Consider the following 17,177-nt stretch of genomic DNA (forward strand, 5'->3'; position numbering starts at 1 on the left):
GATTAACCTAACTTCACTAGACTGTATCCGAACCCTCGATGCGTCCGAATAGGATCATTATCAGGGGTAATTTGTTTTAGTTTTTGCCTTAAACTTTTAATATGCGTATCGACTGTGCGTTCTAAGCTATGCTCAGGATGTTCCCAAATATGATCCATTAATTGCTGACGGCTAAAGACTTGTTCAGGATGTTGAATCAACAAAAATAACAATCGATATTCATAACGCGTCAGTTGTAATGATTTTCCATGATATTGAATTTGCAAAGATTGTGGATTGCATGACCATATCGAGCATGGAGCAACTATTGCAGCCTGAGAGATTGGATTTTGACTTGAATTACTTTGTATTTGTACTTCCATTCTACGCCAAATGGCTTTAATTCTAGCCACAATTTCCCTTGCACTAAAAGGCTTTGTACAATAATCATCTGCGCCAATTTCCAAACCGACAACTCTATCAATTTCATCATCTCGTGCCGTAAGAAATAATAAAGGTGTTTGAGATTTTTGGCGTAGTTGTTTGCAGACTTCTAAGCCGTTAAGATCAGGTAAACCGATATCTAAAATAATAAAATCAAAAGCTTGTTCTGAAAGATATTGTAATGCTTGAGTCCCCGTATTTGCCCAACTGACATTCCAGCCCTCACGTTCAAGCGCATAACGTAGAGGAAGAATAATCGCAGCTTCATCTTCAATACATAAAATTTGTTTAGGACTCATCATGGTTAACTAATTAATATGTTGTAATTTTATTGAGTTAGTTTAACGGAAGATACGGTAGAGAAATGCTGTAATATTAATTTTTTATAATTCTTTATAAGATAAAGGGCACATTTGTGCCCTGCAATATTCGGATTTGGTCGTCACGCCAATCACAGGACGATATGCCGAAAGTAAAGGTTGCTTTGGCATGTTGCAAATACATGGGTAATGAATATGCGCTGATTAGATTACTTCAAACTTTAAGCAAAAGGGAACTGTTTTTGTTTAAAACTTGTTCTTTTGTATAAAAAAACAACACTTACCATAAGGACAACTGAAAGTCGTTAGCTTTAGTTTGTAATTGATAAACCCCAATACCAATGAGCCGAAATTGGAAGTTTTCGGGAATATGCATCTCATTTAAAAGTAAGAATAAAACTTGAATCAGGTCTTGTTGAGAATGAATTGGGTTTTTAAAACTTTTACTGTGTTGCAAAGTCTGGAAATTCTTAAGTTTGAGCTTAATATTTACACCTCGGGCATTCAGTTGCTTTTTCTCTAAACTTTGCCAGACTTTTTCGGCTAGACCATGCCAGTAGGGTTGGCACTGGGCTAAAGTAAAGTCACTATCAAATGTGGTTTCTTTCGAAATTTGCTGTCGGGCACGTTCAGCTTGAACGGGGCGGTTGTCGATACCTTGAGCGTATAAATAAAGCTGTTGGCCATATTTACCAAAGTGGTGAACTAAAACAGCTTCTTCAATTTTTTGTAAGTCACCTAGCGTATGCAACTCAAGCTGTTGGAGCTTTTCTTGGGTAACTTTGCCTACTCCTGGAATTTTTTTTAAGGGTAAGTCCTGAATAAAACTGGCTACTTGAGAAGGTTTTATAACAAACAGGCCATTCGGTTTATTCCAGTCGGACGCAACTTTTGCCAAGAATTTATTAGGTGCTACACCAGCCGAGGCTGTCAGTCCGGTTTGCCTGAAAATATCTTCCCGAATATGCATAGCTACTTCGGTCGCACTCGCGATTTGTTTTAAATTTTCAGTGACATCAAGATAGGCTTCATCTAAAGATAAAGGCTCAATAAGAGTAGTGTATTGTTGAAAAATACTATGAATTTGAGCCGAGATGGCACGATATTTTTCGAAATTCGGCTCAATAATAACAACTTGAGGGCATAGTTTTCTTGCTTGGCTCATGGACATGGCAGAGCGTAAACCAAACTCACGAGCAGGATAAGAAGCAGCTGCAATTACGGCGCGCGGGTGATGCGATGAAATAACTACCGGGAGATGCCTTAGATCAGGACGTTCTCGCAATTCGACCGATGCATAAAAGGCATCCATATCGATATGAATGATTTTGCGCATATTATTGTGCTTTCACGATGCCTTGCTGCTGTAAAAATTGGTGCCATTCTTTGACTGAACCTTCATAAACATTTAAGTCTACTGGCTTGGTCATGCCTTCAATTTTACCTTGATTACTATGCTGCCAAAAGAGCCATTTTCGCTTGTCTTTCAGCTCAGGTTTCCCTTCGTAATCTCTGACCCAAAGAGGAGTATTAGGGAAACTACCTATTAATACAATGTGGTAAAAAGTTTTGGAAATATAAAAGATAGGCTGTTTACCATAATGATGCTTTAAGCTGTCATGCATGATGCCTATTTCTTTAAGTAATTGTTCTTTGGTATGGGAATTAATACAGTTGCTGTCATATTCCAGATCAATAACAGGAGGAAGGGCATCAACTTTGTTGGGTACAGTTGCAATAAAATTTTCAGCTTGTGTTTTACCATCACGACATAAACGATAAAAATGATAAGCGCCGACATGAAAGCCATGTTCGCGTGCTTTTAACCAGTTTTCTTGAAATTTTGGATCTTTATAATCACCGCCTTCAGTCGCTTTTAAATAGACGAACTGAAATTTTTGGTGTGATATTTTTTTCCAGTTGATATTTTCTTGATGGTGAGAGACATCAAAGCCTTGAACTGGATAATCTTGAGCAATAGCTTTTTGCTGGTAGAACAGACCGAAGTAAGTGAGAACCCCCATAACACAAGCTAAAACAATCCCAATGAGGGTATTGTAGCGTGGTGCAGAAAAGGTTTTTGCCAGCTTGGTCATGCAAAACTCAGTATTAATATGAAGTTCACATCATAGCGTGATTCGCGAGCGAGAAACCACGCTAAAAATGCAACTGCTTACACAGGCGTATTTTTGGGAATTTGCCAAAAGATCAGTGCGGTAATGATATTAATACAACCTAAACAAATCAGGGTGACATGGAAGGCAGTTGTCACATGTGCTGTACCATAGTAATCGGTAAATATATTAATGAGTGTACCTGCCAGTGCAACACCAATACTCATTGAAAGCATCATGATCATTGATAAGAAACTATTACCGCTACTTGCATCTTGTTGAGGCAAATCTTTTAAGGTGAGTGTATTCATTCCCACAAATTGTAATGAGTTTAATGTACCAAATAAGAAAAAGTGTAAAGCTCTAAACCAAGTTGGGGTGTCGACAGTCATAATGGCAAAAGACGCAATACATAGACCCACTAAGGTTGTGTTAATTAACAGAAAGCGGCGATAACCCATTTTCTGAATAATCGGTCTAACAATCGGCTTGGAGAAAAGTGACCCTAACACTAACGGAATCATCATTAATCCCGCAATGAATGGCTCAAAACCAAAAGCGACCTGTAGCATGAGTGGTAAAACAAAAGGTAAGGCATTACCACCAAAGCGGGCAAAGAAATTACCTAAAATACCAATCGCGTAAATTTTGTTTCTAAAGAGTCGGCTGCGGAACAATGCATTTTGATGGGTATGTGAATGGTAGGCATACCAAAGGGTTGCGACTACCCCGACCACTAATAAAGAAATACTAAACCATTTGGAATATTCAGGTGAGGCAAGATGTTCAATACCCAAAGACCAGCCAATCATTGCGATGACTAAGAGCACAAACCCAATAAGGTCAAAAGTTTTAACGGTAGGCTCTTTTACATTTGGCATGACCTTTAATGTCATTAATATGCCCAATACTCCCATTGGAATATTAATAAGAAAGATCCAATGCCACGTTGCAACTTCAACGAGCCAACCACCTAGTGTTGGACCAGCTAAAGGGCCTAGTAAACCTGCCAGACTCATGAGACTCATGGCTGCCAAAAATTGAGTTCGGGGAATAATTTTTAAAAGTGATAAACGACCAACAGGGAGTAATAACGCACCCCCAACACCCTGAATGACACGGAAAAATAAAAGCTGATTTAGGCTTTGAGAAAGACCACAACCTAAGGAAGCAAGCGTGAAAATAATGATTGCTGATAAAAACGTATTTCTAACACCAAAGCGGTCGGCCAACCATCCACTTAAAGGAATACAGGCAGCTACAGATAAAACATAAGCCACCACTACGCTATGCATACGTAATGGATCTTCATTTAAATGGTGTGCCATTGCAGGAATGGCAGTATTTACAATTGTTGTATCTAATGCCTGCATAAAAAAGCCAATGGAAACCAAAAGAACCAATAGACGATATTCGGGTTGCAAGGCTTGATGGGTTGGCGTGGCATTCATAACATTTGAAAATTAACGTTTTCGCCTAGTGTAAAACAAATTGAATTTAAAAAAAGTAAGTCAATGTTGAATAAACGCTTTGTAAGTTTAACTTCTATTATTTAGAGCAGCTATATAACCGGACTTTCAAGTGAATGAGTATAAATAGATAAAATAAAAAAAGCGGAAGAATCCGCTTTTTTTTTGAGGTAGAGAGCTTAAACAACAAATCTCTTTGGCATTTTTAAGTTTTTAATGACGTTATAAATTTGGTCGATTTCTTCACATACAATTAATTTAGCTCGATGCTGAAGAGGAAGGAAGCCTTCTTGTACAGCATGGTCTAACTGAGCAATTAACGCATTATAAAAACCATTTACGTTATATAAAATCATGGGTTTTTGATGCTGATTGAGTTGACCCCAAGTCGCAATTTCCAAAATTTCTTCGAATGTACCTAAACCGCCAGGTAGTGCAATAAAAGCACTCGCGCGCTCTGCCATCATGGCTTTACGCTCATGCATGGTTTCTACCACATGCAACTCGGTCAATCCTGCATGCGCCACTTCATAATCAAGCATAAATTCAGGAATGACCCCTACAGCTTCTCCACCATGTGCAAGTACACTTTCTGCGACTTGTCCCATTAAACCAATACTGGCACCGCCGTAGACCAAACCAAAACCTTGTTCAGCAATTCCGCTGGCTAACTCAATTGCCTTTTCGCGATAAATCGGGTTATTTCCTGCTCGTGAGCCACAATATAATGCAATAAGAGGTTGTGTTGTTTTTACAGATGTTATTGGTGAATCATTTACTGCCATTGTTAATACGCTATTCATTGCTTTATTTTCACCTTATCACGTTCATATTTCTTGTCTACACTAAGCAAAAAATATGACAACTTTATAAGCAGTTTTATAGGAAAGATTCATGTTTTGTATGGGTTTGGTGAATACATATAATGATCAAATAAAAATGATGAATTTATGTTAAATCTTGCCTATACTGAAAATTCGTTTAACAACATATGAACAAATATGGGTAGTGGTTGTAGTCGCTCCGTTTTAATTTCTTGTCCTAAAAAAACATTATTCCCCCTTTGTCTAGGCATGCCTTTTGCGTTGCCCAATAAAGATAAAATCCACCCAGCACAGGAGCAGGATCAATGATCTTTGAATGGATGTCTGATCCGTCTGCTTGGGTAGGCCTAGCGACATTAATTGTTCTTGAAATCGTACTAGGGATCGATAACCTCGTCTTTATTGCCATTTTGGCTGAAAAGTTGCCACCAGAACAACGTACTAAGGCACGTATAGTGGGTTTAATACTCGCTTTGGGAATGCGTCTTATCCTCTTAGCTTCAATTGCTTGGGTCGTGACACTCACCCAACCACTTTTCCATATTTTTAGCCATCCATTCTCTGGCCGTGATTTGATTTTATTGTTCGGTGGTGTGTTCTTGCTCTTTAAAGGCACCATGGAATTGCATGAGCGGATGGAAGGTAAACAACTTCATAAAGAAGATAATCCTGTTCATGCTGCGTTCTGGATGGTCATCGTTCAGATTGTTGTGCTTGATGCCGTATTCTCATTAGACAGCGTAATTACTGCTGTAGGTATGGTGAAAGAACTGTCAGTCATGATGGTTGCTGTTGTGATTGCTGTGGGTATTATGCTGTGGGCTTCAAGACCACTCATGGACTTTGTGAATAAACACCCAACAGTAGTTATTCTATGTCTTGGCTTCTTGATGATGATTGGTTTCTCTTTGGTGGTGGAAGGTTTTGGTTTCCATATTCCGAAGGGTTATTTATATGCTGCGATTGGTTTCTCAATTTTAGTCGAAATGATCAACCAAACCATGCGTCGCAACCAAGAGAAGCTAGTGACTACTACAGATTTACGTTATCGCACAGCTTCTGCGGTTTTACGTATGTTAGGCAGTAAAAATAGCGGTTCTACTTCAGACGCTCAAACGGCTGATAAAGAAGATGTATTGGCAACTCAAGCTTTTGCTGATGAAGTCTTTGATGAAGAAAATGGCGCTTACCATAGTGTGCTTGTACAAGGTGTACTTGGTTTATCTGAACGTCCAGTAAAGTCAGTGATGACACCAAGACCTGAGCTTGAATGGATTGATTTAGACGAAGAACCAGAAGTTTTAAAAGAACGTTTAATGTCGATGACACATTCACGTTTAATTGTTGCTCGTGGTGAACTTGATAATATTGAAGGTATTGCGCTTACACATAAAGTTTTAAATGGCTTTATTGAAACAGGCGTTATCGATTTTCAAAAGCACTTACGTGAGCCAGTTATTGTGCATGAAAATGCTCAAGTGCTTATGGTGATGGAGCAATTACGTCAGGCTCCTTTACAAATGGCGATTGTTCTAAATGAATATGGTTCAATTGAAGGTATTGCCACACCAATTGATATTTTAGAAGCAATTGCGGGTGAGTTCCCTGATGAAGACGAACTAGATGCAGCAGCAGAAAGTTTAGAAGACGGTTCGTTAATACTTGAGGGTTCAACCGATATTCGTCATGTATCGCTTTTACTTGGACGTGACTTAGTTGATGAAAGTGAACAATATTCTACTTTATCGGGCTATTTGTTATTCCATTTAGGCCGTTTACCTGAAAATGGTGAAACTGTTGAAGCGGATGGTTATCGCTTTGAAGTTGTAACCATGGAAGGCCATAAAATCGAGAAAGTTCATATTGTTTCTATCGAACAGGATGAATCGAAAGATTAAATTGCGTGTCAGATTTAGAAACATCATAAAATAGCTCAACTTTGAGCTATTTTTTATTTGAGAAGTACCAAATGACCCAACAAACTTGTCCATGCGGAAAAGGCAGCTATGCAGAATGTTGTGAACCTTTACATTTAGGCACAACAAAAGCACTCACCGCAGAGCAGCTTATGCGTTCACGTTATAGTGCATTTGCATTGCAGCAAATTGATTATATTGTGCAAACGACGGCTTTAGGTCAGCAAACTGCTCTTGATAAAGAGGCTATTGCGGAATGGAGCAAACAAAATCAATGGTTGGGTTTAGAGGTGGTTAACGCCAACGAAAAATTAGATAAAACCCATGCACAGGTAGAGTTCAAGGCCCATTATCATGATGGTAAAAGCGCTCAAATTCATCATGAAGTTTCACATTTTGTATTTCATCAGCAACAATGGTTTTTCCTTGATCCGACGGTCGATATGCAGGTCACTATGAAACAACCTTGTATATGTGGTTCAGGAAAAAAATTTAAGCAATGCTGTGCACAATTCCTATAACTTTATCTTAAAATACGCCCACCGTTTGGCCTGAGGGAAAGGGCAATGTTACTCACCGTTATTTATATTATTGCGATTACTGCCGAAGCCATGACTGGTGCATTGTCTGCTGGGCGACGGAGTATGGACTGGTTCGGTGTTGTACTAATTGCCTGTGTGACGGCCTTGGGTGGTGGCTCTGTACGTGATGTACTACTTGGACACTATCCTTTAACGTGGGTAAAACATCCTGAATATTTAGTTTTAACGTGTTGTGCTGCATTTGTTACCATCGTTATTGCTAAATGGATGCGTCATTTACATAACATTTTCTTGGTGCTCGATGCTTTAGGTCTAATTGGGTTTACGATCATTGGTTGTCAGATTGCCTTACAGATGGGGCATGGTTTTGTCGTGTCGGCTGTAGCAGGCGTTTTAACAGGAGTTTCGGGTGGTATTTTACGTGACATCTTATGTAACGACGTCCCGTTTGTTTTCCGCCGTGAGCTGTATGCTAGTATTTCTTTTGTTGCAGTCATTTGCTATTGGGTCTGTCTAGACTTAGGTTTAAGTTTAGAACTTACCGTTATTTCAACCTTAGTATTTGGTTTTACGCTTCGTTTAATTGCCATTTATTTTGGCTTGGAAATGCCTAAATTTATTTATAAAGATGATGATGCAGAGTCGGCTTCTTCAACCGACGAACATTAATCATGCAGAATTTCATGTGGGCATGATATAACAATTCTATATATGGTCTTGTCCACTTATTCTTTCCAGTAGAGTTAATCCTATGGATCTGGTTTCACGTATACAAAATCTTCCAATTGGCAAATTTCACTACACGCTTTTATGGGTAGTGGGTTTAGGCTGGATGTTTGATGCGATGGATACCGGCATTATCGCTTTTATTATGACAACCCTTGTTAAAGATTGGTCATTAACACCTGCTGAAAGTGGTTGGATTGTCAGTATTGGCTTTGTAGGCATGGCTATAGGTGCAGTTTGTTCTGGTGCCTTGGCAGATCGTTTTGGTCGTAAAACTGTCTTTGCGATGACAATGGCAATTTATAGTATTGCGACTGCGTTATGTGCTTTTGCCCCTGATCTAAAGTGGCTATTAATTTTTCGGTTTATTGTTGGGTTGGGGCTAGGTGGTCAATTACCTGTAGCAGTCACGCTGGTCAGTGAATATGTGCCTGCTCATGTTCGTGGAAGATTTATCGTTCTGCTTGAAAGTTTTTGGGGATTAGGCTGGTTGGTTGCTGCGCTCATTTCTTATTTTATTATTCCTAAATTTGGCTGGCATATTGCCTTCCTTATAGGCGGTCTTCCACTTATTTATATTTTAGTGATTTGGAAAAAAGTCCCTGAATCTATACCGTATTTGATTAACCGTGGTCGTATTGAAGAAGCGCATGCACTGGTACAAAAACTAGAAGCCGAAGCATGTGTGCAAATAGTTCACCATATTGAAGTCGTGCCTGTGGCGATGCGACAAAAAGTTTCATTTAAACAGCTCTGGAGTGGTCAATTTGCTCGTAGAAGTTTAATGCTCTGGCTAATCTGGTTTGGCATTGTGTATTCCTATTACGGCATCTTTACGTGGTTGCCGAGTTTATTGGTGAAACAAGGCTATGACATTGTCAAATCATTTGAATATGTATTGCTTATGATTTTGGCGCAGTTACCGGGCTACTTGGCGGCTGCTTGGTTTGTCGAGCGTTTAGGTCGAAAAATTACACTTGCCGCATTTATCGGTTTTTGTGCTTTGTCGGCATATTTCTTTGGACAAGCCGACAGTGTAAATAGCATTATGTTCTGGGGCTGTCTCATGTCATTCTTTAATTTGGGTGCATGGGGAGTGTTATATACCTATACACCAGAACAATATCCAGCCAATATTCGGGCTTTCGGGTCAGGCTGGGCATCGGCAATGGGGCGTATCGGTGGAATTGTCGCGCCAATGGTCGTGACACATATGATGGTTGCTAAAAACGGCTTTAATCACGTTTTTATGATGTTTACTGTGGTTTTACTTGCCGTAGCTTTAGTGATTTTGATATTAGGTGAAGAGACTCAAGGTAAAAGACTAGAGTCGATTGGGCTATAGTTTTTGCCTAACTTTATAGCAAGTAACTAAAAATATAGAGAGATAAGACACAATTTGACGCTCAGGTGACAGAGTCCCCCTTGTGTCTGTAACATAGCCCACTTAGCATAATACACACTTAAAATAACGACTGATTTGGAAGATAAGCTGACTATGACCAGCCTTGTGCATCATGCGACAGAAAACCGCTCTGTAGCCGAATTTACTGAACAGGCTTACTTGAATTATGCCATGTACGTCATTATGGACCGTGCATTGCCGCATATCAGTGATGGCTTAAAGCCCGTACAGCGCCGTATTGTCTATGCCATGAGCGAGCTAGGCTTAAAAAGCAGTGGCAAGCCAAAAAAATCAGCGCGTACAGTGGGTGATGTACTTGGTAAATACCACCCACATGGTGACTCGGCATGTTATGAAGCCATGGTACTCATGGCTCAGCCATTTAGTTATCGTTATCCGCTAATTGAAGGACAGGGGAACTGGGGTTCACCAGATGATCCTAAATCTTTTGCTGCGATGCGTTATACCGAAGCCAAACTCTCGGCTTATAGTGAATTATTGCTGAGCGAATTAGGTCAGGGCACTAGCGAATGGCAAGATAACTTTGATGGTTCTTTAAAAGAACCGATCACTTTACCTGCACGTGTACCTAATATTCTTCTTAATGGTACGACAGGTATTGCTGTCGGGATGGCAACTGATATCCCGCCACATAATTTGCGTGAAGTTGTAAAAGGCACAATTGCTTTAATCCGTAATCCGCAAACCTCGGACGAAAAATTAGCTGAATATATTCCGGCTCCGGATTTGCCAACCAAAGCTGAAATTATTACCCCGCCAGAAGAATTACTCAAAATCCAGACCACTGGTCGTGGTAGTTACCGTATGCGAGCGGTATATACCATTGAGAAAAATGAAATCGTAATTACTGAGCTCCCATATCAAGTCTCTGGTTCTAAGGTAATTACCCAAATTGCTGACCAAATGCAGGCTAAAAAGCTGCCATTAGTCGTTGATGTGCGTGATGAATCGGATCATGAAAACCCGACACGACTCGTGATTGTACTGCGCTCTAACCGTATTGATGCGGAAGCAGTAATGAGTCACTTATTTGCGACCACCGATTTAGAATCAAGCTATCGTGTCAATTTAAACATGATTGGCGAAGATGGCCGTCCTCAGGTGAAATCAATTCGTCGTATTTTGCTTGAATGGATCGAGATCCGTAAAAAAACGGTAACTCGTCGTTTGCAGTACCATTTAAACCGTATTGAAAAGCGCCTCCATATTTTGGCAGGTCTTTTAATTGCTTATCTCGATATTGATACAGTCATTCGTATTATTCGTGAAGAAGACCAGCCTAAGCCAGTCTTGATGGAACACTTCAATATTGATGAGATACAGGCCGAAGCGATTTTAGAGCTTAAATTACGTCATTTGGCCAAGCTTGAAGAGATGGAAATTCGTCATGAACAAGATGAGCTTTCCGCGAAAGCTGCCATTATTCGTGAACAACTCGAAAATCCTGAATCTTTAAAAAACCTGATTATCAGTGAATTAAAAGAAGATGCGAAAAAGTTCGGTGATGAGCGCCGTTCTCCAATTGTTGCACGTGCTGAAGCGGTTCAAATTAAAGAACAGGATTTAATGCCAGCTGAAACGGTAACAGTCGTGTTGTCTGAAGCAGGCTGGGTTCGTGCGGCAAAAGGTGCGGATGTGGATGCCGAAAATCTGAACTACCGTGCTGGGGACCAATATTTAAGTCATGCTGTCGGGAAAACCAATCAGCGAGTTTACTTCCTTGATGAAACAGGGCGCAGCTATGCCTTGCCAATTAGTAACTTACCTTCAGCGAGAGGCTTGGGGGATCCATTAAGTTCTAAATTATCACCAGCAAGTGGCGTATCGTTTATTCAGGTTTATTTAGATGATGATGAGTCTGAGTTGATTGCTGCAAGTTCGGCAGGTTATGGTTTTAAAACGCAAACCAAGCAATTAGATACCAATGCGAAAGCTGGTAAGACATTCTTAACGGTTCCGGATAAGGCAAAGGCTTTACCACTCATTTCTGCCCAAAACATGACGCATTTGGCTGTACTGAGCTCAGCAGGGCGTTTGTTAATTTTAGATTTGGCAGAGCTACCAAATTTAAATAAAGGTAAAGGTAATAAGTTGATACAACTTGAAGGAAAAGAGCAAATTTTATCCATGACAACCCTGAACTTAGATGAAATAATTCAGGTGGTTGCAGGTCAACAACATCTCAAATTAAAAGGTGATGATCTACAAAAATACATGGGTAAACGTGCTTCGAAAGGTCAGCTCTTACCACGTGGATATCAAAAAGCAAATAAACTGTTGATTCAGAGATAAAGCTAGCGTCTGGCAACATAAATACGCTATATATGGCAACATGTTCAAGCAATGAACTGAACTTGTTGGTATTGAATAATGATTAAAAGGGCAGCAATTTGGAGTACGTAATTTGTACTCCATGCAAAAAATTTGGCAGGCTTAAATTGTCAAAACTTCTGTCTCATAATCTTGTTCGAAAGTGTCATGAATGTGCCAATAAGTTTTAAATATGTTCTGGCACCAAGAAGCTAAAGAATAGCTGGGGCATTGAATAACAGTTATTACTAAGGATTACGAATCGGAGATAATGGCATTATGGAAAAGATTTGGTTTGCAGAATACCAAAAGACAGGGATTCCAGAAACAGTAGCATTGCCTGCAGAAAATACCTCACTTGTTGATATTTTTGAGCGTAATTTCCAAAAATTTGGTTCTCGTGATGCCTTTATCTTTATGGATAAAGCCATGTCATTTAACGAGTTGGAGCTTGCAAGCCGTAAGTTCGCGACCTATTTGCAAAATTTGGGGTTAGCAAAAGGTACGCGTGTGGCAGTAATGATGCCAAACGTGCTGCAGTATCCTGTAGTGGCATTGGCAGTCTTACGTGCAGGCTTGGTTTTAGTGAATGTTAACCCACTATATACTGCGCGTGAACTTGAGCATCAGTTAAATGACTCAGGTGCAGAAGTGCTCGTTATTATCGAGAACTTTGCAAGTGTTTACCAAAGCATTTTGGGTAAAACTCCAGTGAAGCATGTGGTTGTTGCTTCTGTCGGAGATATGCTAGGAACACTGAAAGGTACTTTGGTGAACTTTGTTCTACGTAAAGTCCGTAAACAAATTCCAGCTTGGAATATTCCTGGCCATGTTAAATTTAACAGTGCATTAAATAAAGAAAATCCAAGCAATTATAAACGCCCGACTTTAACTTTAAGTGATACTGCCGTGCTTCAATATACTGGTGGTACAACGGGTGTTTCAAAAGGTGCTGAGCTGACTCACCGCAATTTGGTTGCCAACCTTTTACAGTGTGATGGTATTTTCCAAAGCAAATTCGGTGCAAACGATGGTGCTAAAGGCGATCGTATTGTTTGTGCATTACCGCTTTACCATATTTTTGCGTTCATGGTTTGTGCGATGTACGGTATGTACAAAGGGCAGGCAAATATCTTAATTCCGAACCCGCGTGACTTACCGGCAGTGATTAAGGAATTACGTAAATATCAACCTTCTTTCTTCCCTGCAGTAAATACATTATTTAATGCCTTGGTGAATAATGAAGAGTTCAAGCAACTTGACCATAGCAACTTAAAAATGGCGATGGGCGGTGGTATGGCAGTTCTGCCATCTACAGCAGAAGCTTGGAAGAAAATTACGGGTACAACCATTATTGAAGGTTATGGCTTATCAGAAACTTCACCAGTTGCAACTGCGAATCCACCTGCATCTACTGAATTTAGTGGCACCATTGGTATTCCATTACCGTTAACTGAGGTTGCAATTTTAGATGATGACGGAAAAGAAGTACCTTTGGGTGAACAAGGGGAAATCTCAATTCGTGGTCCTCAAGTCATGAAAGGCTATTGGAACCGTCCAGATGAGACTGCTAAAGTCATGACAGCAGATGGTTTCTTCCGTACCGGTGACATTGGTGTAATGGACAGCCGTGGATACGTCAAAATTGTAGACCGTAAAAAAGATATGATTTTGGTTTCTGGCTTTAACGTTTACCCAAGTGAAATTGAAGAAGTGATTGCTAAACATCCAAAAGTATTGGAAGTTGCTGCAATTGGTGTTCCAGATGAAAAATCAGGTGAAGTGCCAAAGCTCTTTATTGTGAAAAAAGATCCAAGCTTAACTACAGAAGAAGTTTTGAACTTTGCTAAAGAAAACTTAACAGGTTATAAACGCCCTCGTTATGTTGAGTTTATGGATGAATTACCAAAATCAAATGTAGGCAAAATTTTACGTAAAGATTTACGTAAGCCTGCGTAATGATGAATAAAAAAGCGCCGTAAGGCGCTTTTTTTATTTTAATGGTTTTTCATAAACCAACGATCTACATAAGGACGACCAATTCCGACCATACCAACAAAAACTAACATGGTACCGAGCTGTAGACGTAAGTGAGTTACATCAAGTTGACCATAACTGAGGTAATTATCTACAAGACAATATATGGTAATCACAATGAGCCAGTGCCACAAAGGAAGTCTTTTGACACCCACAGCAATAAAGGTCACTGTTAAGATCACGAAGGTACCCAGTGTAGATTGCCAATTGAAATTCGCACAAATTACACTCAGTAAAAAAGCGACGATCGGTAATACGATTTTGAATATACGATCTACCTGAAGCTGGTTCTTCTTTTGCTTTTCTAAGACCTCGAACAATTCTTTTTGATCAGGTTGTTGCATACATAGCCCTATAAATCAGTGATGACATGCGGTTGCATAAAATTTCAGGTAAAAACGATGAGTTATGATAGCATGATCAACAGTATTTTCAGTGATGGATGGCACTATGCACGGCATCAGCAGCATTATCTATATTATTTTAGTGGCATGTTTGCTGCCATACGCATTTACCGTAATTGCAAAATTTACCGGTGGTTTTCAGCCCGTCGATAATCAGAACCCAAGAGACTTTCTTGCTAATACAAAGGGTATCGCTGCTCGGGCAAATGCAGTACAACAAAACAGTTTTGAAAGTTTACCTTTATTTTTAACAGCTATTTTGATGGCTGAATATATGGTGGTTCCTGAATACTTTATTTTAAGATTGGGCTGGGCCTATATTATTTTACGTGTGATTTATGGCATTTGTTACTTAAGTAATTGGGCTACTTTACGCTCTATCGTCTGGTTTTTATCATTGTTATGCCCAATATTCTTATTGATCGTGACAATTAAGTTGACTTGAGTGTCATTCTGTCACCATTCATATCAACTTTCGCGTGTGCGCATTGTATAATCGGCATCATTTTGATGATATCCACGTTATAATCGAGTGGATTTTACATCTGACTTCATAACGAAAGAGTATTGATATGAGTTACAGCAATATCCCAGCAGGTAAAGATGCACCAAATGACATCTATGTCATCATTGAAATTCCTGCAAATGCAGCGCCAATTAAATATGAAATTGACAAAGATTCTGATGCATTGTTTGTAGACCGTTTTATGGGCACAGCAATGTTCTATCCAGCAAACTACGGTTATGTACCAAATACTTTGTCTGAAGATGGTGACCCATTAGACGTACTTGTTGTAACTCCACATCCTGTTGCTGCCGGTTCTGTAATTCGTTGCCGTCCAGTGGGCAAATTAAACATGGAAGATGACGGTGGTATCGATGCGAAATTAATCGCTGTTCCACACGAAAAATTATCTCCACTTTACAAAGACGTTCAGGAATATACAGATCTTCCTCCATTGTTGATTAGCCAAGTTGAGCATTTCTTCAGCCACTATAAAGATTTAGAACCAGGCAAATGGGTGAAAATCAGCGGTTGGGAAGGTGCTGACGTTGCTAAAGCGGAAGTATTGAAAGCAATCGAAGCTGCTAAAAAATAAGCTCTAATTTTTAAGCCTAGAGTGTCGCAATTGATATTCTGGGCTTAATAAAAAACCTACCTGTGTGACCAGAGGTAGGTTTTTTATGCTTGATAAATCTATGAATTAGAATAATTTCACAGGAATATCTAAGAAAATACGCCATTCATTAGTATCACCGATGTAAGCGCCTTGGTAAGCATCACTTGCACGGTAGTAAGAGTTACGAATACGAAGGCTTGCATCTTTAGCAAAACCACTTTGAACTGTGTATTTCACTTGGTTAAAGAATTCGCGTTCTTGAGCATCATCAGTTACATTTCTAACCTTGATGTCCCAACCATATACAAATGCAGTGGTCCAGTTTAAACCAGGTAATACGCCTAACTTGCCAAAATCAACATTGTATTGAATTTGAGCAGATTTCTCGTGGTTACCGATGAAATCAGACATATAAGAGTTTGGCAAATAAATACTTTGGAAACCATCAGCATTTTGGCCATAGTCGTAACCAACATTACCAGTGTTTTGTTGATATGCTAACATCACACTATGTGGACCAGTCGCATAAGTTCCTGAAATAGCCCAAATATTATTGGTCTTTTCTTCGCCAGCTATACCATCCGCAGCATAATTTGGTGCTACAGTTCCAGTTGCTGAATAAGTGTGTGCATTTGCATCAAACTTAGTATGGTATCCACTAAAATCATAAGTTAATGAACTGTCATTTGCTAAAGGTTGTTTAAAGTTAACATTAGCATAATGGCGTTCAAGAGCATTTTTGCTGTCTAAGCCATAATAAGATGCATTTAAGTTATCATTAAACTTATATTTAGCACCCCACACAATTGCACGGTCAAGACCTCTGCCAGAAGCATCCGCATCGGTATTGATTTGGTCAGACATTTGGTCTTTAGTAAATTTACCAGCAACAACCTCAAGGTTCTTGATTTCATGGCTAGTTAATAAAGTACCTGTGAAGTATTCAGGAACCATACGTCCTGTATTACTTGCAAGGACTGGTAAGTCGAGTACTTGAGTACCGTAACGTACTGTTGTATTCGAGAAACGTGCCTTAACGCTGCCACCACCACGAGCCCAGTGGTCGTAAGCTGAACCATCGTTGTGTTTTGGAATCATTTGGTTTCCAGCGTTTTTGTTTTCGCCAATTTTAAATGATCCGTCACCAACAACGCCTACACCGAAACCAACGATACCAGGAGTAAAGCCAGATTCGATACTTACAATTGCTGATTGAGCAACTGAGCTGGTATCTTTCGCGCCCTGTTTTTTGTCACGAGTTAGATAACCTGTACGGAAGAGAATAGAACCGTTCGCATCTTCAACAAATCCTTTTGCCTCACTTTGCTCGCTTGCCTGAGCTGAGGAAATTATTGCCGCAGAAATGAGAACTGCTAATGTAAGTTTTTGTGCTTTTAGCATATTTAAAGAACCTCATAAAAACGATAAATCCTGTGCCTTGTTATTGTTCAGGGCCTAGGATTTCCATCAATTGTATAAGTAATCTATAAAAAAGATATATTTTTGTTCATTTTATTTTATATATGCTATGCAGGATTTGATTAA

15 protein-coding genes and 1 pseudogene are annotated in these 17,177 nt (G+C 39.5%); 9 read left to right on the plus strand and 7 right to left on the minus strand.

The features are described from left to right. Positions 1-2: 2 nt before the first annotated feature. Positions 3-725 carry a two-component system response regulator CreB gene (gene creB, locus C1642_RS01710; protein ID WP_103235818.1) on the minus strand — a complete coding sequence of 241 codons (723 nt, stop codon included), beginning with the start codon at positions 723-725 and terminating at the stop codon, positions 3-5. 177 nt (positions 726-902) lie between these two features. Here creB and C1642_RS19075 point away from each other — a divergent pair. After that, positions 903-965: pseudogene (locus C1642_RS19075) on the plus strand (hypothetical protein); the annotation flags it as partial. 58 nt (positions 966-1,023) lie between these two features. On the opposite strand, the gene dinB reads toward C1642_RS19075, so the two are convergent. The 4 genes from dinB to C1642_RS01730 form a co-directional block, all read right to left on the minus strand. Continuing rightward, the gene (gene dinB, locus C1642_RS01715; protein ID WP_016685781.1) at positions 1,024-2,079 is read right to left on the minus strand and encodes a DNA polymerase IV; all 1,056 of its coding nucleotides are present in this window, start codon (positions 2,077-2,079) and stop codon (positions 1,024-1,026) included. A gap of 1 nt (position 2,080) precedes the next feature. Further along, complete coding sequence (locus C1642_RS01720; protein ID WP_103235819.1) at positions 2,081-2,839, minus strand: GH25 family lysozyme; 759 nt, start codon at positions 2,837-2,839, stop codon at positions 2,081-2,083. Between the two features lie 77 nt (positions 2,840-2,916). After that, positions 2,917-4,308, minus strand: coding sequence for a multidrug transporter subunit MdtD (gene mdtD / locus C1642_RS01725; protein ID WP_002125133.1), 1,392 nt, complete (start codon positions 4,306-4,308; stop codon positions 2,917-2,919). A gap of 197 nt (positions 4,309-4,505) precedes the next feature. After that, positions 4,506-5,129 (minus strand): TIGR00730 family Rossman fold protein, encoded by a 624-nt coding sequence (locus C1642_RS01730; protein WP_001089658.1) that lies wholly within the window; start codon positions 5,127-5,129, stop codon positions 4,506-4,508. Positions 5,130-5,455: 326 nt separating this feature from the next. Between C1642_RS01730 and C1642_RS01735 the strand changes: the two genes are divergently transcribed. The 6 genes from C1642_RS01735 (at position 5,456) to C1642_RS01760 (ending at position 14,029) form a co-directional block, all read left to right on the plus strand. After that, positions 5,456-7,048 (plus strand): TerC family protein, encoded by a 1,593-nt coding sequence (locus tag C1642_RS01735; protein ID WP_000575778.1) that lies wholly within the window; start codon positions 5,456-5,458, stop codon positions 7,046-7,048. A gap of 71 nt (positions 7,049-7,119) precedes the next feature. After that, positions 7,120-7,587, plus strand: a complete 468-nt coding sequence (locus C1642_RS01740) for a YchJ family protein (RefSeq protein WP_000194004.1) — start codon at positions 7,120-7,122, stop codon at positions 7,585-7,587. 45 nt (positions 7,588-7,632) lie between these two features. Next, positions 7,633-8,277: a trimeric intracellular cation channel family protein gene (locus tag C1642_RS01745; protein ID WP_000927792.1), complete on the plus strand. Its 645-nt coding sequence runs from the start codon at positions 7,633-7,635 to the stop codon at positions 8,275-8,277. An 82-nt stretch (positions 8,278-8,359) separates the two neighbouring features. After that, positions 8,360-9,679, plus strand: coding sequence for an MFS transporter (locus tag C1642_RS01750; protein WP_000366681.1), 1,320 nt, complete (start codon positions 8,360-8,362; stop codon positions 9,677-9,679). Positions 9,680-9,832: 153 nt separating this feature from the next. Next, the gene (parC, locus tag C1642_RS01755) at positions 9,833-12,052 is read left to right on the plus strand and encodes a DNA topoisomerase IV subunit A (RefSeq protein WP_103235820.1); all 2,220 of its coding nucleotides are present in this window, start codon (positions 9,833-9,835) and stop codon (positions 12,050-12,052) included. 297 nt (positions 12,053-12,349) lie between these two features. Further along, positions 12,350-14,029 (plus strand): long-chain-fatty-acid--CoA ligase, encoded by a 1,680-nt coding sequence (locus C1642_RS01760; RefSeq protein WP_000411991.1) that lies wholly within the window; start codon positions 12,350-12,352, stop codon positions 14,027-14,029. 38 nt (positions 14,030-14,067) lie between these two features. Here C1642_RS01760 and C1642_RS01765 read toward each other — a convergent pair whose 3' ends face one another. Next, complete coding sequence (locus tag C1642_RS01765; RefSeq protein WP_001187001.1) at positions 14,068-14,451, minus strand: hypothetical protein; 384 nt, start codon at positions 14,449-14,451, stop codon at positions 14,068-14,070. Positions 14,452-14,557: 106 nt separating this feature from the next. Here C1642_RS01765 and C1642_RS01770 point away from each other — a divergent pair, with 106 nt between their 5' ends. Next, entirely contained in the window at positions 14,558-14,956 is a 399-nt protein-coding gene (locus tag C1642_RS01770; RefSeq protein ID WP_000546045.1) for an MAPEG family protein, read from the plus strand. A 127-nt stretch (positions 14,957-15,083) separates the two neighbouring features. Continuing rightward, positions 15,084-15,611, plus strand: a complete 528-nt coding sequence (gene ppa, locus C1642_RS01775) for an inorganic diphosphatase (protein ID WP_000122443.1) — start codon at positions 15,084-15,086, stop codon at positions 15,609-15,611. A 105-nt stretch (positions 15,612-15,716) separates the two neighbouring features. Here ppa and C1642_RS01780 read toward each other — a convergent pair whose 3' ends face one another. Further along, a complete protein-coding gene (locus C1642_RS01780) occupies positions 15,717-17,033 on the minus strand; it encodes an OprD family outer membrane porin (RefSeq protein WP_000910009.1) in 1,317 nt (438 codons plus the stop codon). Positions 17,034-17,177 lie beyond the last annotated feature (144 nt).

Origin of the sequence: Acinetobacter sp. AKBS16, assembly GCF_002899995.1 — a bacterium.
GTDB classification, from domain to species: domain Bacteria; phylum Pseudomonadota; class Gammaproteobacteria; order Pseudomonadales; family Moraxellaceae; genus Acinetobacter; species Acinetobacter baumannii.

Excerpts from the sequence above, each read along its gene's own strand:
- C1642_RS01770 (WP_000546045.1), top strand. The coding sequence starts at position 14,558 with ATGCACGGCATCAGCAGCATTATCTATATTATTTTAGTGGCATGTTTG.
- mdtD (WP_002125133.1), bottom strand. The coding sequence starts at position 4,308 with ATGAATGCCACGCCAACCCATCAAGCCTTGCAACCCGAATATCGTCTA.
- dinB (WP_016685781.1), bottom strand. The coding sequence starts at position 2,079 with ATGCGCAAAATCATTCATATCGATATGGATGCCTTTTATGCATCGGTC.
- C1642_RS01760 (WP_000411991.1), top strand. The coding sequence starts at position 12,350 with ATGGAAAAGATTTGGTTTGCAGAATACCAAAAGACAGGGATTCCAGAA.
- C1642_RS01780 (WP_000910009.1), bottom strand. The coding sequence starts at position 17,033 with ATGCTAAAAGCACAAAAACTTACATTAGCAGTTCTCATTTCTGCGGCA.
- C1642_RS01765 (WP_001187001.1), bottom strand. The coding sequence starts at position 14,451 with ATGCAACAACCTGATCAAAAAGAATTGTTCGAGGTCTTAGAAAAGCAA.
- C1642_RS01735 (WP_000575778.1), top strand. The coding sequence starts at position 5,456 with ATGATCTTTGAATGGATGTCTGATCCGTCTGCTTGGGTAGGCCTAGCG.
- C1642_RS01730 (WP_001089658.1), bottom strand. The coding sequence starts at position 5,129 with ATGAATAGCGTATTAACAATGGCAGTAAATGATTCACCAATAACATCT.
- C1642_RS01750 (WP_000366681.1), top strand. The coding sequence starts at position 8,360 with ATGGATCTGGTTTCACGTATACAAAATCTTCCAATTGGCAAATTTCAC.
- ppa (WP_000122443.1), top strand. The coding sequence starts at position 15,084 with ATGAGTTACAGCAATATCCCAGCAGGTAAAGATGCACCAAATGACATC.
- C1642_RS01720 (WP_103235819.1), bottom strand. The coding sequence starts at position 2,839 with ATGACCAAGCTGGCAAAAACCTTTTCTGCACCACGCTACAATACCCTC.
- C1642_RS01745 (WP_000927792.1), top strand. The coding sequence starts at position 7,633 with ATGTTACTCACCGTTATTTATATTATTGCGATTACTGCCGAAGCCATG.
- parC (WP_103235820.1), top strand. The coding sequence starts at position 9,833 with ATGACCAGCCTTGTGCATCATGCGACAGAAAACCGCTCTGTAGCCGAA.
- C1642_RS01740 (WP_000194004.1), top strand. The coding sequence starts at position 7,120 with ATGACCCAACAAACTTGTCCATGCGGAAAAGGCAGCTATGCAGAATGT.
- creB (WP_103235818.1), bottom strand. The coding sequence starts at position 725 with ATGATGAGTCCTAAACAAATTTTATGTATTGAAGATGAAGCTGCGATT.